Origin of the sequence: Paenibacillus naphthalenovorans, assembly GCF_900099895.1 — a bacterium.
In the GTDB taxonomy this organism is placed as follows: domain Bacteria; phylum Bacillota; class Bacilli; order Paenibacillales; family NBRC-103111; genus Paenibacillus_G; species Paenibacillus_G naphthalenovorans.
Map to the genome: position 1 here is coordinate 155796 of NZ_FNDY01000007.1, position 19353 is coordinate 175148.

The 19353-nt window shown below is 49.9% G+C and carries 18 protein-coding genes and 1 pseudogene; 6 read left to right on the plus strand and 13 right to left on the minus strand.

Annotation, left to right across the window (positions count from 1 at the left end; all coding sequences use genetic code 11):
- Positions 1 to 198 carry a hypothetical protein gene (locus tag BLT35_RS09750; protein WP_054818353.1) on the minus strand — a complete coding sequence of 66 codons (198 nt, stop codon included), beginning with the start codon at positions 196 to 198 and terminating at the stop codon, positions 1 to 3.
- Positions 199 to 234: 36 nt separating this feature from the next.
- Complete coding sequence (locus BLT35_RS09755; RefSeq protein WP_062410020.1) at positions 235 to 1686, minus strand: purine-cytosine permease family protein; 1452 nt, start codon at positions 1684 to 1686, stop codon at positions 235 to 237.
- A 457-nt stretch (positions 1687 to 2143) separates the two neighbouring features.
- Between BLT35_RS09755 and BLT35_RS09760 the strand changes: the two genes are divergently transcribed.
- A complete protein-coding gene (locus tag BLT35_RS09760) occupies positions 2144 to 2575 on the plus strand; it encodes a DUF1641 domain-containing protein (protein ID WP_054818354.1) in 432 nt (143 codons plus the stop codon).
- A 27-nt stretch (positions 2576 to 2602) separates the two neighbouring features.
- Complete coding sequence (locus BLT35_RS09765; protein ID WP_074727758.1) at positions 2603 to 3781, plus strand: NAD(P)/FAD-dependent oxidoreductase; 1179 nt, start codon at positions 2603 to 2605, stop codon at positions 3779 to 3781.
- 146 nt (positions 3782 to 3927) lie between these two features.
- Here BLT35_RS09765 and BLT35_RS09770 read toward each other — a convergent pair whose 3' ends face one another.
- Complete coding sequence (locus BLT35_RS09770) at positions 3928 to 4773, minus strand: YheC/YheD family protein (RefSeq protein ID WP_074727699.1); 846 nt, start codon at positions 4771 to 4773, stop codon at positions 3928 to 3930.
- Between the two features lie 163 nt (positions 4774 to 4936).
- On the opposite strand from BLT35_RS09770, the gene BLT35_RS09775 reads away from it, so the two are divergent.
- Genes BLT35_RS09775 through BLT35_RS09785 form a run of 3 tightly spaced genes read left to right on the plus strand, consistent with a single transcriptional unit; the run spans position 4937 to position 8143 of the window.
- Positions 4937 to 6148, plus strand: a complete 1212-nt coding sequence (locus tag BLT35_RS09775) for a phenylacetate--CoA ligase family protein (RefSeq protein WP_074727701.1) — start codon at positions 4937 to 4939, stop codon at positions 6146 to 6148.
- Between the two features lie 21 nt (positions 6149 to 6169).
- Entirely contained in the window at positions 6170 to 7144 is a 975-nt protein-coding gene (gene sbnA / locus BLT35_RS09780; RefSeq protein WP_074727703.1) for a 2,3-diaminopropionate biosynthesis protein SbnA, read from the plus strand.
- 33 nt (positions 7145 to 7177) lie between these two features.
- Positions 7178 to 8143, plus strand: coding sequence for a 2,3-diaminopropionate biosynthesis protein SbnB (locus BLT35_RS09785; RefSeq protein ID WP_074727760.1), 966 nt, complete (start codon positions 7178 to 7180; stop codon positions 8141 to 8143).
- Between the two features lie 198 nt (positions 8144 to 8341).
- On the opposite strand, the gene BLT35_RS09790 is transcribed toward BLT35_RS09785, so the two are convergent.
- Genes BLT35_RS09790 through BLT35_RS09830 form a run of 9 tightly spaced genes read right to left on the minus strand, consistent with a single transcriptional unit; the run spans position 8342 to position 17421 of the window.
- Entirely contained in the window at positions 8342 to 9325 is a 984-nt protein-coding gene (locus tag BLT35_RS09790; protein WP_062410024.1) for an ABC transporter substrate-binding protein, read from the minus strand.
- A complete protein-coding gene (locus tag BLT35_RS09795) occupies positions 9318 to 10100 on the minus strand; it encodes an ABC transporter permease (protein WP_062410025.1) in 783 nt (260 codons plus the stop codon). Before BLT35_RS09795 ends, BLT35_RS09790 begins: the two co-directional genes overlap by 8 nt.
- A gap of 18 nt (positions 10101 to 10118) precedes the next feature.
- Entirely contained in the window at positions 10119 to 11135 is a 1017-nt protein-coding gene (locus tag BLT35_RS09800; RefSeq protein WP_062410026.1) for an ABC transporter substrate-binding protein, read from the minus strand.
- A gap of 7 nt (positions 11136 to 11142) precedes the next feature.
- Positions 11143 to 11703: a TlpA family protein disulfide reductase gene (locus BLT35_RS09805; RefSeq protein ID WP_062410027.1), complete on the minus strand. Its 561-nt coding sequence runs from the start codon at positions 11701 to 11703 to the stop codon at positions 11143 to 11145.
- 27 nt (positions 11704 to 11730) lie between these two features.
- Positions 11731 to 12342 (minus strand): YcnI family copper-binding membrane protein, encoded by a 612-nt coding sequence (locus BLT35_RS09810; protein ID WP_074727705.1) that lies wholly within the window; start codon positions 12340 to 12342, stop codon positions 11731 to 11733.
- On the minus strand, positions 12339 to 13973 hold the full coding sequence (locus BLT35_RS09815; RefSeq protein ID WP_074727707.1) for a copper resistance protein CopC: 1635 nt from the start codon (positions 13971 to 13973) through the stop codon (positions 12339 to 12341). The genes BLT35_RS09810 and BLT35_RS09815 overlap by 4 nt, the downstream gene beginning before the upstream one ends.
- A complete protein-coding gene (locus tag BLT35_RS09820) occupies positions 13970 to 15382 on the minus strand; it encodes a 4-hydroxyphenylacetate 3-hydroxylase family protein (protein WP_074727709.1) in 1413 nt (470 codons plus the stop codon). The genes BLT35_RS09815 and BLT35_RS09820 overlap by 4 nt, the downstream gene beginning before the upstream one ends.
- Positions 15383 to 15412: 30 nt before the next feature.
- A complete protein-coding gene (locus BLT35_RS09825; protein WP_074727711.1) occupies positions 15413 to 16309 on the minus strand; it encodes an ABC transporter ATP-binding protein in 897 nt (298 codons plus the stop codon).
- 2 nt (positions 16310 to 16311) lie between these two features.
- Positions 16312 to 17421, minus strand: a complete 1110-nt coding sequence (locus BLT35_RS09830) for a 4-hydroxyphenylacetate 3-hydroxylase C-terminal domain-containing protein (protein ID WP_074727712.1) — start codon at positions 17419 to 17421, stop codon at positions 16312 to 16314.
- Positions 17422 to 17890: 469 nt separating this feature from the next.
- Here BLT35_RS09830 and BLT35_RS09835 point away from each other — a divergent pair.
- Positions 17891 to 18424 (plus strand): annotated as a pseudogene (locus BLT35_RS09835) (Fic family protein); the annotation flags it as partial.
- A 233-nt stretch (positions 18425 to 18657) separates the two neighbouring features.
- Here BLT35_RS09835 and BLT35_RS09840 read toward each other — a convergent pair.
- Positions 18658 to 19188, minus strand: a complete 531-nt coding sequence (locus tag BLT35_RS09840; RefSeq protein WP_074727714.1) for a hypothetical protein — start codon at positions 19186 to 19188, stop codon at positions 18658 to 18660.
- Positions 19189 to 19353: the final 165 nt, after the last annotated feature.

Genomic DNA, 19353 nt, shown 5'->3' on the forward strand with positions numbered 1-19353 from the left:
TCACTTCCCGTCCTTGCGGTTATTATTGGCTTTTTGCAGGGGTTCTCCAAATCCGCACTCATCGTCTTCCATTCTCAAGAAGCGGTCACGGCATAATGCCGAACAAAATGTATGATCTCTTTCGGGAAATCCCGCAACATGAATGACCGGCTCCCCGACGATGAGTTTGGAACAAATCTCACATTGATCTTTAGTCATCTTATCACCACCTGTCCACTTAATCCAGACCTTCCTCTACCCGTCAGGCGCTTTTCCTCTATAGTAGGAAGGAGGTATCCAATGGGTCTCCCGGTCATACGGAAACTCGGTAAAATAATAAAAGCCTCTCGTGGCTGCAGTCAAAATAATATGCAGTACAGCGCCGACGATCATGGATAAAAAGGATGCATAATATATCGGATATAGCCCCAGCATGCCGAAAACCCCGACAGATACGCCAAATCCCAGAGAAATCAATCCCGTCGGATTCCACCGGTATAAGAAAGGCCTGCGGTATTCGATAAAATCGGTTGGCCCCAGTCTAAGCAGCTTACGGCATACATAATGATCGGCGAGCATGATAAAGATCCATGTATTCGTCAAAATCCCGGTAATGGCCAGCCAGTTTTCGAGGTACTGCACAATATTAAAAGAATAAAACACGCATCCCAATACATAAACTATGATCATCCAAAACTGGCGCCCGGGCTTAAATCGGAAGGCCAGCGAAAACGTATTGGAAAGAGCCAATGAACCGGAATACAAATTCATGACATTCACCCGAAACTGGGTAACCAGAACAAACAGCACTCCCCAGATTCCTATCACCTTCGGGAAAACATAGCCGGAATCCGCAGCCAGCATCTTAGCATCGCCACCTGTAATCGTGGGCATTAACGTGTAAGCAAACAACGGCCCGATGAGGATTGTAACAAACATCGGGACAAGCATGCCGATCATGGCCAGGAATCCTCCCCGATATCCCGAATTTTCTTTTGCAAAACGCCCGTAATCGGCAGCCATAAGACCTTGAAACACCATTTGCCCATTCGCCATCATGAATGCAATCCACATCGAGTGTTCCGGAAGCCACGGCAGCACCCACCGATCCGGTCCCGCAACCTGATAATGATGGGTCAATTGATATAAACAAAGTCCGAGCAATAAGGCGTATATCACGACTCCCCAGGTTTGAAAAATTTGCAGTGCCTTCATTCCATACCATACAAACAACAGCTTGACCAAACCTAATGCCCCAAATATCAAGGTCCCTTCTACCGCATCAAACTCCACATGAAAATATAAGGAAATAGCATGCGTTACAATCGTACCTTCAAATAAAAAATAAAATACATAGTTCATTCCGTAAATGAAAGAGGTAACGGCAGAACCCATATAACCGAAGCCCATGCCGCGCGTCATCAAATCTATGGTCAGCCCTTCTTTGCTGGCTAAACGGATCATCATCATACCGATGATCGTCGAGCCGATAAAAAAATAGCTAAGCGGCCACAGCATATCAGGCCACCCTACGACATAACTCAACTGCGCCCCGAAGGTGAAAAAAAACATGGCCGTTGAGTTGCCGAGCAGAACGGCAATGATGGCCGGAATCGGCCAACGATAATACGAAGGAATCTTACGGATCGCATAATCTTCAATGTGTTCGGATCGAGTGGTTTGTGTCGGACCTTGGAACCATTTCATAGAAATACTCCCTCATAAACTTTCCAGCTTTCCAGCATATTGAATTCCGGGTTTGTCGTGTGGTTTGGAGCAAAATAGGGAGCACCCTACGAAATAACTTCATGTAATATAATATAACATAAAATAAATGAATTGTGGTTTCCTTTATGAATATGATCTAAACGGTGTTAGAGGGTATCGCTTCTTTCATAACTAATATTTTCCTGAGTTTTTGGTAAAAAATTGGAGATCGAGGTGGTAAAAATTTTTTAATAAAAAAATGACACAAAATCATGCAAAATGTACAAAATAGGTGTACAATAAGAAAAGTGGCTCGGATGCGTGCAATTCTGTGATCCATTCAATGTGAAGATTTTCACAACGGAAAATATAGTAAATTATGTTTATTATATATAACATCCATATTTGCAGCGACGAGCAAGGTACTATTTACACGAAATAAGGAGGAACGTAGCAAATGTTAGAAACAACCATTCAGAAATCGGAACAAGAAACTCCCGCGGTACAAGGGAAGCCGGATGTGCTGGATCAATTGTTAAAGCCTGAAGTGCAAGAATCCTTGACTGTGTTGGTGGATCAGCTTCCGAAGCTCACCGAAATGATGACGCTTCTAACGAAAACATATGATCTGGTGCAAAAAGTAGCTACAGACCGCGTGCTTATTCAAGATATGGTAGGCGGTATCCAGGAAGTGGTCAAACCGCTCGAGGAAAAGGCAAAAGCCATAGCGTCGGCCGCAATCGAAGCCAATGATCGTGCCGAGCAAAGCGATGCCACCATCGGCCTGTTCGGCATGCTGAAATTGCTTAAAGATCCGGAGCTGCAAAGAATGCTGCGTTTTGCGCAAGCGTATCTGGATATTATGAACGAAAGAAAACAACAAGCCTAATTGATGGAACTGAACGGGGGACTGAACGTGAAAAAGCAAATTTTAATTTTGGGTGGCGGCTACGGCGGCTTGTTAAGCGCCCTTTCCGCTCGTGCAAATTTATCGATAGAAGAAGCTTCGATTACTGTAATCAATCGCTTTGGGACGCATCAAATCATTACGGAGCTGCACCGTCTTGCTGCAGGTAACGTGGCGGAAAAAGCTGTTGCGCTGCCATTGGAAAAATTGTTTAAAGGCAAAGACATCCAATTAAAGGTCGGAACAATTGAACATATCGATTTGGAAGCGCGTAAAGTCTTAGTGGCCGACGGCACAACCTACAACTACGACGCATTGGTTCTAGCTCTTGGCAGCGAAACCAACTTCTTCGGCATTCCAGGTCTTCAAGAAAACAGCTTTACACTGAAATCCGTAAACGATGCCAACCGCATTTACATGCATGTGGAAGAACGGATTCGCGAATACAGCAAAACGAAAAATAAAGCGGACGCTACTTTCGTTATCGGCGGCGGCGGCCTCACAGGCGTCGAGCTGGTTGGAGAACTTGCGGACGAGCTGCCGGGCATTTGCCGCAAAAACGGTGTGAATTTTGAAGATGTATCGCTCTACCTGGTCGAAGCTATGCCAACCATTCTGCCGATTTTCTCTGCGGATTTGATCGAACGCGCGACAGCGAGCCTGGAAAAACGCGGTGTGCAGTTCTTGACAGGTTTGGCAATTACCGAAGTGAACGGCAACACCGTCAGCTTGAAAGACGGCAGAACCATCGAAACCAACACACTGGTTTGGACCGGCGGCGTACAAGGCAACTCGCTGGTAGCCAACTGCGGTATTGAAGTGAATCGCGGCCGCGCAACGGTGAATGAATTCCTGCAATCGGTATCCCACCCTGAAGTATTCCTCGCCGGCGACTGCGCGGTCGTCTTCGGTCCTGAAGGACGCCCGTACCCGCCAACAGCACAATTGGCATGGCAGATGGGTGAGCTTGTGGGCGCAAACATCGCGGCTTCCTTCAAGGGCGGCAAAATGGACGCGTTTGCTCCGGTCTTCTCCGGAACACTCGCCAGCCTGGGACGTAAAGACGCTATCGGTTCCATCGGCCAAAACGGCATCGAATTGAAAGGCGCACCGGCTTCCATCATGAAAAAAGCGAGCAACGCCCGCTACCTTTCCCACATCAACGGCTTGTTCGCACTTGCTTATTAAAAAAATAGTTTTCCTAAATAACAAGCCTTCGGGATTTCCCGAAGGCTTGTTTGTATAGATCTATGTCTGAACCTCCAAACCGATAGGAATGGCCGCTGAAGTCCCCTTCCCTAAGCCCTTTTTACTTGGCAGTACCCTGGCAAAGGTTAGACTACGCCCTGTTTTGATTTCGTGCATCTCAGTTTGTAGGTTCGCCCGTACCCTTTGGCATAGCGAATGATCCGGCGAATCATGCTCCTGTTTTTCAGTTTGGTAAACGGACAAGGATCGGGGTTCGTATTCACTTCGATAATCCACGGCTTAAGACGCCGGTCAAGGGCGATGTCCGCACCGATTTCCCGCATGCCCGGATAGGCGGCGCTTAGCTGCCTGGCGGCCTTAACCCCGATCTTCTTCATTTTTGACATCAAGGCCTTACGCTTCTCTTTACCGGTGTAAACTTTCAATAATACCTCAACCGGATAAATGGTTCCCCCCTGGCTCCCGTTTGTCACCACCTTGCGCGGATGCGCCACGCGGCCCACAATCCCTGTAGCCTTCCAGCGGCCCTTGGGATTTCGCTGCACCATGACACGGACATCGAACGGCCGGCCGGCGTGAACCAAAAGCCGGACCCCCTTTTGCACCAAATAGGGCCTTCCCCGGGTCTCTTTTAAGATGGCACGGTAAGTCTTTCTATAATTGGTAAATTGATGCACACGGACACCCGTCTGATAGCGGTATTTTATCCTCTTCTTCCGGTCTATGACGTCTATGCTGTCTTGGCTGTCATTGCCGCCGCTTTCGGGTATTCGTTCCACACGAATCACACCCTTCCCCTGAGAACCATTGCAAGGCTTGATGTACACCATGGTATACTTTTGCAGCATCGCATACAGCGCATCCCGGTCCATCCTTCTTGTTGCAAGAATGCGTCTTCGCAGCGACTTGTTTCCCCTCAGCACCCTCGTTTTCGTCAGCTTGTTGGAGACACGCCTTATTGCCCGTTTCATTCCGCTCTCCCCCCCCCATAATGCCACTAAATTACATTACGGGAAAGGTGGGACATTTGTTCGGGCATCCGCCCAATGGCAGAACCAAAGGGGAATTTTTACATATGATTTACTATAGGGGTTTGTTTCAGAGCTACAGATTGCAGCGAACGGGGAGACAACCATGATACCGTTGGAGAAATTGCAGGATAAAGTGCGAAAAACAACCAGGATATTTCCCTGGTACAAAGAGCTGATTGGCGGCGATGGCGATATAGCGAGCGGAATCAACCGTATACAGGAATTGCCTCTCATGACGGCGGACATTTTCGAAACTTATTATTATCACCGCCCGCATGATCCTTCCCTGGCCGTATACCGGACGTCGGGAACCGGCTCGGGCCGTCGAAAAGCCATCCTCTACTCTGAGGAAGACGATACGAACTACATTCAGATCAAGACGAAGCTGTTCGGCGAACTTACCGCAGGAAGCGGCTGCATCAAGGCTTTGGCGGATATGGGTACCGGCCATGCGGCGAATACGGCCCTGGACATATTTGAAAGGCTGGGAATGGAAGGGCGCTCCATTGCCTTCGAACTGCCGATCGAGCGGCACATTGAAGAGCTGCAGACGTTTCAACCCGACCTGCTGTACACGATGCCTTCCATTCTGGACCATATCGTATATGCTACCGAGAACCCGCGTGCGTTCGGGATCCGCAAAATCATGCTGGTCGGGGAAATCGCTCCGCCGGAGTGGCAGCGGAATATGGCCCGCCTGTTCGGTCTTGATCCAAGCGACATCATCGACACCTACGGCTCGATTGAAATCGGCACGATCGCTTATTATTCCCACGATCTGGGCAGATATATTCTTGTCGACGGCCTATTTGCGGAAGGAATCGGGGCGCAGGAATTGGATGAGGGACTCGAGCCGCTTGGAGATAACGAGAAGATCCTGGTGCTCACTTCATTCGTCCGAACCATGCTGCCGGCCATCCGCTTTGTAACCTACGACGTCGTCAGGGACTTCAGGCCCGTGATGGTCGACGGCGTAATGAAGCAGAGCTTTCAGTCCATTGTCAAACGGGTGGGGCGAGAACTAAAGCATGGGGAAAAAATCAGCCTGTACGATATCGAGCAGGCCGTATACCGGCATGTCGAAGATGCGATCATCCGGGTCAAGGTGCGAAACAATGTGTTGGCCGTGCAAATTAAAAGCAAATCGGAAATGGACTCCGTCCTTCCGGCCATCCGGGAGGAAATCAGGGCGTGCATTCCGGAAATCGGCATGATGATTCGGAACCGTTTGCTTGATGACATCGAAGTCATTGCAGTGGGGGAAGACCAACCGCTGGAGAACGGGAGGGTCAAAAACAAAAAGATCTATTACTAGATCAGCAAAGGTTGGGTTGTCATGGACATCAATGGCGGTATTTTGTCGGTCATCGGAAATACGCCTCTGGTTAAGCTGAGCAGCCTGTTCCGGGACCGCGATCTTGAAGTCTATGCGAAATTGGAGCTGATGAACCCCGGCGGAAGCGCGAAAGACCGCCCCGCCCTGCGGATGATCCGGGAAGCCTGGAAGGAAGGGAAGATTGGCCCGGGGACGGTTGTCGTCGAATCCAGTTCAGGTAATATGGCGATCAGCCTGGCAATGATTTGCAAATACCTGGGGATGCGCTTCATCAGCGTAATCGACCCGAAGACGACGGAGTATAACATCCGAATCCTGAAGGCTTCGGGCGCGGAAATCGACTATGTCGCCGAGCCCGATCCGGAATCCGGCGAGTTTCTTCCTGCAAGGCTGAAACGCGTGCAGCAGCTTTTGGCGGAAATCCCGGGCAGCTTCTGGCCGAACCAATATGCGAATACGAACAATTACTTGGCTCACTACCATACGACCATGAAAGAAATCGTGGATCAACTCGGCCGGGTGGATTATTTGTTTTGCGGCGTCAGCACGTGTGGAACGCTTCGGGGCTGCGCAGAATATGTAAAGGATCACGGGTTGGCAACCCATATCGTGGCCGTAGACGTAGAGGGCAGCGCCATTTTTAGTGCGAATAAGAGCAGACGGCGGTTCCCCGGGCTGGGCGCCGGTATCGTGCCGCCCTTCTGCAAAACGGATATCATCGACCGGATCGTGCATGTCTCGGACTGGGATATCGTCACCGGCTGCCGGGCATTGGCGCAAAAGGAATCGATCATGGCCGGGGCGTCCTCCGGAGGTGTCATCGCCGCCGTCAGGCATATGGAGCAAGAGCTTGTCCCGGGAGCGAAATGTGCGGTCATCCTGCATGACCGGGGCGAACGCTATCTCGATACCGTATATTCGGACGCATGGATCGAGAGCGAGTTCGGCCGGGGGCTTCCGGCAGGAGATGATTGATTGACGCTACCGATTACGAAGGGAGGAAGCGGCATGCTATATATCAACAACCGGGAAATCCGCGCGATCGGCATGGACTGGCAGGCTCTGGCCGAAATGGCGGATTCCACGGTACACATTGTCGATTCCGGGGATTTCGCGCAGCCGGTCAAGCCGTATTTGCGGTACAACAATCTCAAAAACCGGATCATTGCGATGCCCGCTTATGTCGGGGGAGACGTGAATGCCGCGGGAATCAAGTGGATTTCCAGCTTTCCGGATAATATCCGGATTGGCCTTCCCCGAGCGCATAGCGTCATCGTATTGAATGACCCCGACACGGGCCGCCCTTCCGCCATCCTGAACTCGCCGCTTCCCAGCATCGTGAGGACTGCGTCCGTCAGCGGGCTGATGATCCGGCATTTTCTGCAGGCGCGTTCACTCGAGCGGTTTCATCTCGGCATTATCGGTTGGGGGCCGGTTGGACAGTATCATGCCCAAATGGCCGAATCCTTATATGGGGACAAGATCGAACGCATCCGGGTGTATGATATCAGGGGAGTGGATTTGTCCGGAATCGCTTCTCCTTACCGGGACCGGATCACGGTCGAAAAGACGTGGGAGGACGTTTACCGGCCGTCCGATATTCTCATTACGTGTACCGTATCGGAGAACCGGTATATTGATAGTCCCCCTGGAAAAGGCAGCCTTTTGCTGAATGTTTCCCTGCGCGATTACAAGCCGGAAGCGTTAGCCTCGGTGAAAACCGTCATCGTCGACGATTGGGATGAAGTGTGCCGCGAGAACACCGATATCGAACGGCTCCATCTGGAACGGGGGCTGGCCCGCAGAGATGTCCAAACGCTTGCCGATGTCGTCTGCCGCGACAGCCTGGCGGAAATTGCCGACGACGAACCCGTCTTCTTCTGCCCGATGGGCATGTCCGTCTTCGATATCGCGACGGCAGTGTATTATATGAAGCTGGCGGAAGAAAGAGGGCTTGGGGTAGAATTGGACTGAGGCGGTGGGCATCCGGGGGCGGATATAACCGATCCCGGACGCCGCTGAACGCCGAAGACTTTTGAACGGGTAAGCTCAGATAAACATCCGCTGTAAAAACGAGCGTAGCTCATCCTTTTCCACCCTGCTCCCGGCCGTTCCTTTTCCCCAGTGGCAACCGATTTTCCCGAATGCTTCAAGCCGGTAAAAGATCCTTTTCTAAGGAACCATTTCTTTGACGTTCAAAGTCCCGGCCCGTTCTTTTTTGGAAGCCAAATAATCGTAAAGCTTCTGTTGTCCCGATACGATGCTGTCAAGGAAGGGAGCGGTGCCGTACGCTTTGCGCTCAAACGAGGAGAGCCACATCAAATGTTCAATGTCGGTATGCTCCGTTAAGATGTCGGCGGCATCGTGAATATTAGTCATCGTCCATTCCCCGTGACGCTGAATCATCTGCAATGCCGACTTGTAAATTTCCTCTCTTTGGGCATAACGGTCCGAGGCTGCGATGTAAATATCCCGAGTGCCTATTTTTCCGGTCGCATCGACAACAATACGTATCCCCTGAGGCTCCAATTGACTAATCAGGGGCTCCGAAATCACCCAAGCGTCAGCCTTGTGGCTGGAATAGGCATCCAGCAGCTCCTGGCCAAGCTCCGAGTTCGGTTTTATATCCTTCATGGACAACCCGGCCTCTTCCAACACCTGCAGCAATAATAAATGTTCATTCGTTTTAGGAGCGAACGCTACCTTCTTCCCTTTTAAGTCGCCGGCTTGGAAAATCGTTGAATCCAGCGGAACAATGACCGCATAAGCCGCCGGATTGCTTGGCTCCGCAGCCAGATAAACGATGGGTGTATCCGGGTCGTGAAGAAAAGCAGGAACCGCTTCTCCCACGGACCCAAGGTCCACTTGTCCTGCCTCAATGGCCTGAAACAAAGAAACATCGTCCTCATACAAAACCCATTCTAATCCGACATGATGTTTCTCCGTCAGTCTCGACTCCAAATCCCCTTTCTTCATGACAGCCAACAACATGCTGTTGGGGGTATAACCGATCCGAAACACATTTGGATCAACGGGAGGACGGGAAGAACCGCGAGGCGAGGAATTCTGAAAACAACCGGCCAGGAGCATGGCCATCATCAATAAAAGAAAAAAGGCCGGCCCATGTTTGCCGGCCTTGCGTACTGCATTACGCATTGACAGAGAGTCCTTTCTTCCATCTGGTGAAACGGGCCTCAATCACAGCGAGGATATAATTCAGTAATAATCCCAGAAATGCCAAAACAATAATGCCGGCATACATATCGGGAATTTGGAAAATTTCCTGCGAATTTAAAATGTAAAATCCAAGGCCTGCAGATGATCCGATCATCTCGGCAGCCACCAGCGCTGTAATACAATAGGCTCCGCCCAGGCGAATGCCTGTAAAGATGCTCGGCGCCGCAGCGGGAAGAATGACCCGGAAAAAGAGGAAGCTTTGCGAGCCACCCATGGATTTCGCAGAGTCAATCAATAGTTTGTCGACATATTTCACACCGCTTACGGTATTTAACAGGATCGGCCAGAAAGAAGCCCATAGAATAATCGCAGTTTTGGAAGTTTCCCCGATCCCGAGAAATAAAATAAATACGGGGAACAAGGCAAATGCCGATATTTGACGAAACAATTGAAGCAATGGATCGACAATCGCTTCGAATCGCTTAAACCAACCCAAAAATAATCCAAGCAGTGTGCCTGCTACGATGGCCAACAGCAGCCCCGACAACGAGCGTTGAAGACTGGCGAACACGTGAACCCATAAATTACCGGTCGAAAACAGCTTCGTAATGGAAACGACAACGCTGGACGGCGGGCTTAAGAAGGCTTTATTCACAATGCCGAGTGTCGGCAGTAATTCCCAAACCAGTAAGAAAAGAATGATGCCTAAACTTCGGTCGGCAGATGACCTGATGATCCTGATGAAACGTCCCATTTCATTCCCCCCTCAACTTTACTTTACGGTCACGGCGCTGGCGCTGGACGCTGCTTTCTCGGCAAACGGATTAAATTCGTTCGTGTAGACGTCTTTTACGCTTATCTTTCCTTTCGGAATCATGCCCTCGTTCTCAAGAATGTCGATATAATATTGAATCGGGGGCTCAGTAATGACGAGATCTTCCACATAAGCGAACCGATCAATGAATTCGACATCCATATCCAAACGCTTGGCGATAATTTTCCTGGCTTCTTCCGGATTTTCGTTAACCCAGTTCGCTGTTTTCGCAATGGTTGTTACGAAATCCTTCACCGCTTCGGGATGCTCTCTCATAAACTTCCCGTTGACGCTGTACGGAGCCATACCGCCGAGCCCCTTGTCAAGATCATAGTCGCTCCAAAGCTTCACAAGATCCTCGTTTTTCTCCGCTTTCCCCGACAGCGGAGCGTGCAGGATGGCCAAATCGATTCCGCCTTGAAGCAGCGTTTGTTCCATCTTTGTTTCCGGTACGACGAGGAAGTTGATCTTGCTTACATCCACGCCTTGTTCTCTAAACCATTTCTTCGACACGAATTCGGCGCAAGCTCCAAAGCTGTTAAATCCGATGGTCTTCCCTTCCAAATCCTTCGCTGTCGTAATCCCGCTGTCCTTCCGAACGAAATACTTCATATGAGGCGCTTCTTCCAGCGTTTTTCCTCCCGCGGAGATGACTTTAATATCCGCACCGCTGGAAATCGCGGAGATGACAAGAGGCACCATTCTTGTTCCAAAATCGATATCTCCTGTGCCCACCAGCGGGATAATTTGCGGAGAGGCAACGGCGCCGACATACTTCGGTCTCGTGCTGGTTCCTTCAAAATAACCGAGTTCATCCGCAAGATAGACCAAATCGAATCCCGGATTATCCGGATATTTAAACTCAACGATGGACTTTCCCGAAGAATCGACCGCCTGATTCGAACTGCCGCAGCCGGCCAGTACCCCCATCATGCCTATGATGACAGTAATAAACAACAGCTTTGCTTTCTTCATTTCACCTCTACCTCTTTTCGTCTGTTTTAGTAAGTGCTTTAAATGCATTCTCCAAGCGGGCCAGGTCCGTCTGACCGACAATCGTCTCCACCCGCCGGCCTTCCTGATTAAAAATCAGCGAGGACGGATAAGCGGTAATTCCATACTTTCTGGCCACCGTACCGGAATCGTCAAGAAGCACGGGCAGTAACAGCTGCTGCTCTTTAACAAACTCCGCAACGCGATCCAGGCTGAGCTCCGTAAACGTTAAGTTGGCCGTCAATACCTCGATATCGGGATGTGAAGACGCGAATTCGATAATCGCCGGCATCTCCTCCTTGCACGGCGGGCACCAACTGGCCCAGAAATTCAGCAGCACCGGCTTTCCCCGATAGTCCGATAGCCGAACCCACTCCCCCTCCAAAGACTCCAGAAAAAAATCTTCCGCAGCCGGTCGGTCCGGGGTTTCTTTCGTGTCTGCCCGAACATGGTTAACTATCGCAACGATCACAAGGATGATGATCACAAGAAGAGCGAACCGGTTTCGAGTCCGGTCCCCCCGCTCCGCTTCATAATGCTTGTCTCTCAATGGCCATCGCGCTCCTTACGATCGAGTTTACAGCTTGGATGCTCTGCGGCGGGAAACGACTGCGATCGAAACGATGGCTAACACAAGCGCTAACCATGAGATTAACGCGGCAGAAGATTGCACCCAGTTGGATTGGGCTTGATGAGAAACGGCATGGTGGTCGCCTGCATTATGCCCGCCGCCCGGGGCTACTTTGGTCACCGAAGCCGGTTGATCCGAACCCGCATCGCCGGTCCATTCCACAACGGAACCGTCGGAATAGGTCTGATAAGCCTTCCACACGATTTCTTTCGCATCGTCCGCCACTCGTCCCTGAATCCGAAACTCACCGAATTCTCCGTCTCGGAAGCCGTCCCCTTCAGCCGACCAGACAATTCCGGTGTTATCGCCCTCGGCATTTTTCGTGAATTCGTAAGACCAGCCTGCGAGCGGCTGCACCCTGCTGATCGATATTTGTTCCGGGAAATGCACCTCCACTCGAACCGTGCTGGCCTCCTTCTCATTAGGAACTCTCACCGTAAACACCTCGTGGGCACCTTGAAACGTTTCATTCGGATTCACGGTTACGTGCGCCTCCGCGGTTTGTACAGCTAATAAAAGTACTGCAAACCAGATGATTGCAAAACGCCATGGCTTCATGGTCGCTGTTCTCCCCCTTTACGTTCATTGAAGAAATTTTTCGTTGTCACATACTCAACCTCGTTCATGTTCTGAAAGCGAACCTCCAAATTCCATTTCCCATCGAACGGCAAATAGGCTCCTTCTTTCGAAAAATGGTAATTGTACAGGCTTTGCGGACTTCCGTTCGTCGGAACTCTTTCCAGCGGAACCTCGATCGGGGCCATTTCCGGGTCGTCCAAATAGGTTAATCGAAGAGTCACTTTCTTGAAGCCTTCATCGTGACGTCCTGTACCGACGGAAACGTTGAACTGATTCGTTGCCCCGGGTTCATTCGGCGTAATAATCGCCGCAATATGTACCCCTTTTACGTTTTCGTGCCAAAAAACCGGACCCATCCCGGATGTTGGATTCATGTAGGTTAGCACGCCGGTGATTCCGGCGATCATCAAATAGAGAGCGATATCGGCGATCAGCCACGTACGAGAACGGGACGTTTGGCGTTTTCTAATTTTGGATCTAAGCAGCGCCCCGACTCCGACGACGAACAGAACCGATACGGTTTTGGCAATCAATAACTTCCCCCACAACGTGTCAATCCAATTTGTAAACCCGTTCGTATATAAAAGCGCCATGCAAAAACCGGTTCCGACAAGTGCAACTATCGCCGCCAACGCCCAATTTGAAAGGACATGGAAGTGTGGCGCCACTTTGTCATCGTTTCGGTACCGCCAATAAAGCGTTACGGCTAACACCGCTCCTACCCATGCACCGGCTGCAGCGGCATGCAGGACATCCAGCACAAACGTAATCCATGGAATGCGGTATCCCATCGCATGTCCGTTGAGACCCTTGGCGCCAATCACCGCCAGCAGCCATACGCCATCCGACCATGTCCGGCGCAGCAGTACAAAAAATCCGGATAAGATGGCAAGGGCCGAAATCAAGTAGGATATGCCTACGAAAGTGCCGAAGATCATTTCCACCCGTTCCTTTGCCTGATACCCCTCGCTAAGCTTGGACAGATCGTTCCATGCCAGCAATAAAAATCCGATCAGATGCAGGATCAGCAGGGTGAACGTGATACGTCGGAATCGATTCCGGTCGAAAACAGCAAGCGGATGAGCGATTAACCGTACACTGACCCATCCGGCCAATGCGAGGAGGCTTGAAAAATACACAAACCGGATCGCCCAATAAGCGGCGTTTTTACGGATATCGTGTTCCTCATGGAGCTTGGTGGCCGAAGAATAGCCTATCTTTGCTTCGGTTTCGGTCCCTACAGTAAATACATAAGAGCCTCGAATCGGATGGCCATCCGCCGAAATGACACGGTACGTGACGGTATACCATCCGTTATTCAGCTGGGGGACGTCGAGTCGAATGGTTCTCCGATCCGCCTCCATCGTCGGCGGCTCGGTCGTGACAGGCAATCCTTTATCGTTATACACCCGGATACTGAACAGCTTTCTCTCGACTCGTTCATTAAACTCGAGTACGATTGCCTCCGGACTTTCGTGTAAACGGCTGTCTGGTGCCGGAAATACGCGTAGAATGGTAGCGTGGCCGGAAGCAACGCCGGCCGTAAAGAAACAGCCGACCACTCCCAGCAGGAACCAGACACATACACGGGCAAAGCAAAGCCTTCTCATCCGACCTGAACCGACAGCGATTTCTTATCATACTCCAAATATTGCGCTGCGTAGGTACGCACTGGATCGCCGGCGTAAAACCGCTCATATAATTCATGCCGCCCGGCCAACGGGCTTCCTACCAGGTCCCATGCCAGCTTAAGCAACCTCACACGCTCCTGGGCGTTTCGGTCGGCTCCCCGATAATACGTTTGCAGCTTATCCCCTAAAGGTCCTTGGAGCTCCGCAATGGAAGAAGGAACCTGGAGCATACCGGCGCCGGACAATTGCTGCAATATTTCTATCGCTCTCGGATAATACCGATTTCCAAGATTTTTGGCCGTAATCAATGGCTGCAGCTGCGGAGCCCACACTCCGTCGGGGTACAGCTCGGCATGATGCTCTGCGGACAGCAGCAGCGCTTTAATCGACTCCAATTGGAAAAACAACTCCGCCAGCTTCTCCTGCACATGTGTAAATTTCTTAATGCCGATGGATTGAGCCAGTTCATTGCCTACGGCCGATACGAATTCCAGCTTGCTGATCAGCCTTGCAATGTTTTCGTGAGCACTAATGGCGGAAACGTATCGGTCCGATCGTATGCTCCAGATCGCCTCCGGATCATCCTTGATAAAGACGCGCTCCCACGGAATAAGCGCATCGTCAAACACCAGGATCGCATCCATTTCGTCATAATGAGCGCTTAACGGATCATCCTCCTCCCGTTCGGAGGCAAACGAATCCCGGCAGATCAAATGCACTCCAGGGTGGCTGGCCGGAATGGCAAACATAACAGCGTAACGCTGTTCATCTTGCGTTTTCGGGCTGTGCGGCGATACCATAATTTCATCCATATAAGGACCGCCGGTGGCAATCATCTTTGCGCCCCGGACGATAATCCCATCTTCCGTTTCCTTCAGGATGCGTACCGCCGTATAGAGATCCCCCAATTCGGAGGCCAGCTTCGTCCGATCGATTTGCGGATCGTGGCCCGCAGCGGTCAAGAGCAAATCATTGTCCCGTAAATGCGTGTAATAATTTTTGATTTTGTCAGGATAATACGGTTGTTTCGAGCGTATCAATTCCCGCCTGATAAACCAGCCGGTAAGCTGAGCGCGATAAAATCCGGCCACTCTGCTCATCACCCCAAACGTGGCATCGGACCATAGCCGGAAGGAATCGCTCCGCTGAAAAATATGTTCTTTCGCGGTTGGAACCTGAAAGGCCCGGTTCGCTCTTCCGCCGCTCTCCGTTACAAAGGTCAGGCGCTCCTTGGTCTCCGGATGATCTTGCAGATCCAATATCCTGGCAACGGATGCAACCGTGCCCGCGAATGAAGGATGTGTTGCGATATCTTGTACGATCGAACCGCGAAACCATACGTTTCTGCCGTCATTTAACCGTTGAAGATAGCTCTGTCCCGAACTCATATATCGGTTTCTCCTCTCTTGTACTGCGCGTTACCTGTTGGAAACTTTCGCCTGTAACCCTTCACTCTCAGGCTGCTTCGCTGGAACCTGGATCGACTCCGTATTCAACTTGGAAGATGCGGCCGCCGGGATTTGTAAGCTTTGCGACTGTTCAACCTCGTCCTTCAAGATCAACCAGGCCCGTTGGCGAAGCTTCACAAAGGCCTCGGAATTACGAATGTCGGCAGATCTTGGGCGTTCTAAGGGGATGTCGATGATTTCTTTGATTTTTCCCGGCCTTGCAGTCATCACGGCGACCCGATCGGCCAAAAAAATAGCTTCATCCAAGCTATGCGTGATAAATATGATGGTCTTCTTTTGCGTATCCCAAATTCGCAGCAGCTCGGATTGGAGAATTTCCCGCGTTTGTGCATCCAATGCGGCAAATGGCTCATCCATCAGCAGCAGGTCGGGCTGATAGGCAAGTGAACGGGCGATCGCTACGCGCTGACGCATGCCGCCGGAAAGCTCGTGGGGATACCGATTTTCGAAGCCTTGAAGACCGACAAGCTGAATGTAGTAACGTGCGATTTCTTTTCGCTCCTTCTTATTCACGCCCCGAATCTGCAAACCGACTTCTACGTTTTCGATTACGGTTCTCCAGGGAAAGAGCGCATACCCTTGGAAAACTACGCCTTGCTTTAGATTAATGCCGTTTACGGGCTCACCGTCTACCTTGATTTCTCCCGCGGTTTGATGGGACAATCCGGCCAAAATGTTTAAAAATGTCGATTTGCCGCATCCACTCGGTCCGAGGATGGCCAGAAATTCGCCTTCTCTTACATCGATTGCAAAATCCTTGAGTACGGTAATCGTGTCCTTTTTCCCCGCTTCATTTCTAACCGTAAATTGCATCTCTACATTTTTGGCCTCTATTTTGGTCTTCATGATTAGACACCTCTTTCTCTCCAGAACGCTTCATAACGATTCCGGAGCTGTTCTTGTGGAAATAAACGAAATAGTTCCGTCGATAGCCGAATGGGGTCGCCGAACGCGAATTGTTCGTGCTGACTGCGGTTGACTGCCTCCTCGCTGCTTGCAAAGCTTCGCACCAGCTGCCGTAAGGGGTCATCTTCACTTGCTCCGATATCGATATGGTTTGTTCCGATGCGCAGCACCCCGTCAACAGCCTGCTTATAGAACGCCCCTCCTGCTTTTTTGGCCGCTTCCAGCGGGAGGGCGGCCGGCAGCAAGATGCCCGCTGGACTGGGATACGCCTGGATTTCCGCCGCATGGATGAACGCCTTCAACGTATCCAGATTTTGAAGCAGTTCACCCAGCAGACCTTGAATATGCAGCTCCTTATGACGTCCGCCTCTCTCCGCAACGTCAATCGCAACCGCCGTAACAAGCTCCACCAAATTCGCCTGACGCGTTACCCATTGATAATCCGCAACGGACTTCAATGCCGGATGTCCCAACAGCGGGGCTGCTTCCGACGGGTTTTGGAGAACCAGCACCCGTTCTTTGGGAACGAACAGATCATCAAACGTCACCGTCGCTCCGGCATAAGCTTGCGTTTTAAGGGGTAAGCCCAAATTCGGATGGTCTGCAGGAACCAGCACTACGGTGGAAGGAGTAAGCTCATCCTGTTCACGAACGAATACAAGCAGCTCGTCTGCATCCACTACGTCGGAAGCAAAACGCTGTCTCCCGCTAAGCGTAATGCCCTCGGGTGTCAGTTGAACGGCCGTATTGTTTTTCGGATCCATCGGGAAAAAATCATAGAAGGTAGTCGTGATCAACTTGTTGTCCCGGCTGAGCGAGTTGTATAAATGACCAATTCTATAAGAAAATACCATATGGGCAAACGGTTCGATATGCCGGTGCGCATACCATGCGGAAATGAGCGCGCTGGCATACTCCGGGTACCCGGAGGAATGAACGGATTTTATCCGTTTAAGCCGCAATTCATTTACCTCCGTCGGCAGCGTGTATGCCTGCCGCCGTTCATTATGCTTATCGTCCCGCTCCTTCGTTTGAGCATCGTTAATTTTCATCTTCAACCTCCCGCAGGCAAGTAACTAACGGCCCGTCAGCCCCTTCAACCTTCGTTAATAGAATTGAATAATCTTTGACACATGGATTGCACGGCTATCCGGCGTTAAGCCCCCATGATAACTTCACGTAAACCAGTCGGTAATAAAAAAGGAGACAATCCACCAATCCATGGCGGCTTGTCTCCGGTTGTCCGGTCGGGTATAAAGTTAAATCCATATAAATCCCATTTGTTTACTATGATTCAAATCATAATGTTTCATCAGGATGCTGTCAACCTATTTTTGAAATTTTTGTTGCAATTTTACTCATTTATCCTGCTTACCATATCAGTTTTTCACGGCTTTTATTGTGCCGGATTAAGCTGTTTTGATCTGACCAAATTTACAATCACTTTTTAATATTTTTGTTTATTATTTATGTATTTATTTGTATTTATCATCACAAATAGGTTAGGATGATAAATTCGAAACTATCCATCCATTCCTCGATGGTAATGGGAGAATTGGAAGGCTCCTCATCCCTTTATATTTATTTAATAAGAAAACGATTGATTATCCTAACTTTTTTTTAAGTGAAGCATTGGAAAAGGATAAGCATAAATATTATCGATTTCTGAATGATACAAGATACAAGGGAGATTGGAATCAGTGGATCAAATTTTTTCTAGAGGCGGTCATACTTCAAGCTAACAAGAATATTCATTTAATTAATGATGTAAACCAACTGTATGAGCATGATCTGAATATAGCCCAATCGTTAATAAACAGTAGCAGTGTAAAAAAGTTGATTGATGCCATGTTCCAAAAACCAATATTCACCGTAAGCTCCATTTCTTCAACCGCCGAGCTATCAGAGGCAACATGCAGAAGGTACTTATCGATTCTGGAAGAACAGAGAATCATTTTTTCAGATGGTAAACAACGGTCTAAAACATACTACTATTACAACCTTCTCGATAAGTTTACGTTAGCATACCCAATAGGAATCTATCATCCCGGATAGCAGTCAAGGTTGAGCTTTATTTGTGAGCTTGGCATAGCGTTTTTAACTGTACATGACCCTGCTGTGCCGTCGCCTTTCTCCTAGCGTCTCAGCACACGAAAAAAAATCACTGGCCGTCTGGACAGTGATTTTCTCATTTTATGGAGGGTACAGGTTCGAAAGTTTCTTCAATTCTCATTTTACCTTCAAGCGCAGGATGAAAAGACAGCCTCAAACTTGAGGCCCCTTCCCATTTATACCGATAAATACCGAATCAAACCGAGTACAGCAAAGCAAAATAAGACCGTGCCCGCTCCGATGCCCGCAATCGCGCTGTTCGCTACCTGCAGCTTTGGAGCAATAATTAATGAAAGAATCGAGACCGCAACGAGAAGCGCCGCCAGAAGAAATAAGCCGGGATCGTCAAAAACGCTTTTCAGACCGATAAAATGGATTCCGACGATAAAGGCAATCCAAGGGGCAACAACATTTTGACGGTTCAATTTATGCAGCACAAAAGCGCCGGCGCCAGCCAAAAAAATTTCGATATAGACCGTAAGCAAATAATTGCGGAAAGCCGTGCCGTCCGACAAAGCGGAAGGCGCATCCCAATGCTTCACGCTCAGATAGATGCCAGTCAGGCAAACAAGAAGCGCCGCGGCGGACGCCAAACCAATATATACTCGCCAGCTTGCTCTCGGTTTTTCTTGTGCCCAGCCGAACCAGACAAAACTGAACATGCCGAAAATGGCAGCGTACATCGTGTAATCCCGGGCATACTCCATCAAATCCCTCCTTTTATGCTGGACGGCACCACCTTCATTTCCTTTACATTTTACCATGATTCTGGATAACAGATGAAATCAGCCTGATTGTCTTCTTCAGCACACCCCGGGCGTATATATAGCAAACAAAAAGGGATTACTTTAAAATTGATATGGAATAATGAG

Excerpts from the sequence above, each read along its gene's own strand:
- BLT35_RS09825 (WP_074727711.1), bottom strand. The coding sequence starts at position 16,309 with ATGAAGACCAAAATAGAGGCCAAAAATGTAGAGATGCAATTTACGGTT.
- BLT35_RS09755 (WP_062410020.1), bottom strand. The coding sequence starts at position 1,686 with ATGAAATGGTTCCAAGGTCCGACACAAACCACTCGATCCGAACACATT.
- BLT35_RS09795 (WP_062410025.1), bottom strand. The coding sequence starts at position 10,100 with ATGGGACGTTTCATCAGGATCATCAGGTCATCTGCCGACCGAAGTTTA.
- BLT35_RS09820 (WP_074727709.1), bottom strand. The coding sequence starts at position 15,382 with ATGAGTTCGGGACAGAGCTATCTTCAACGGTTAAATGACGGCAGAAAC.
- BLT35_RS09815 (WP_074727707.1), bottom strand. The coding sequence starts at position 13,973 with ATGAGAAGGCTTTGCTTTGCCCGTGTATGTGTCTGGTTCCTGCTGGGA.
- BLT35_RS09790 (WP_062410024.1), bottom strand. The coding sequence starts at position 9,325 with ATGCGTAATGCAGTACGCAAGGCCGGCAAACATGGGCCGGCCTTTTTT.
- BLT35_RS09785 (WP_074727760.1), top strand. The coding sequence starts at position 7,178 with ATGCTATATATCAACAACCGGGAAATCCGCGCGATCGGCATGGACTGG.
- BLT35_RS09760 (WP_054818354.1), top strand. The coding sequence starts at position 2,144 with ATGTTAGAAACAACCATTCAGAAATCGGAACAAGAAACTCCCGCGGTA.
- BLT35_RS09800 (WP_062410026.1), bottom strand. The coding sequence starts at position 11,135 with ATGAAGAAAGCAAAGCTGTTGTTTATTACTGTCATCATAGGCATGATG.
- BLT35_RS09775 (WP_074727701.1), top strand. The coding sequence starts at position 4,937 with ATGATACCGTTGGAGAAATTGCAGGATAAAGTGCGAAAAACAACCAGG.
- BLT35_RS09830 (WP_074727712.1), bottom strand. The coding sequence starts at position 17,421 with ATGAAAATTAACGATGCTCAAACGAAGGAGCGGGACGATAAGCATAAT.
- sbnA (WP_074727703.1), top strand. The coding sequence starts at position 6,170 with ATGGACATCAATGGCGGTATTTTGTCGGTCATCGGAAATACGCCTCTG.
- BLT35_RS09840 (WP_074727714.1), bottom strand. The coding sequence starts at position 19,188 with ATGGAGTATGCCCGGGATTACACGATGTACGCTGCCATTTTCGGCATG.
- BLT35_RS09750 (WP_054818353.1), bottom strand. The coding sequence starts at position 198 with ATGACTAAAGATCAATGTGAGATTTGTTCCAAACTCATCGTCGGGGAG.
- BLT35_RS09810 (WP_074727705.1), bottom strand. The coding sequence starts at position 12,342 with ATGAAGCCATGGCGTTTTGCAATCATCTGGTTTGCAGTACTTTTATTA.
- BLT35_RS09770 (WP_074727699.1), bottom strand. The coding sequence starts at position 4,773 with ATGAAACGGGCAATAAGGCGTGTCTCCAACAAGCTGACGAAAACGAGG.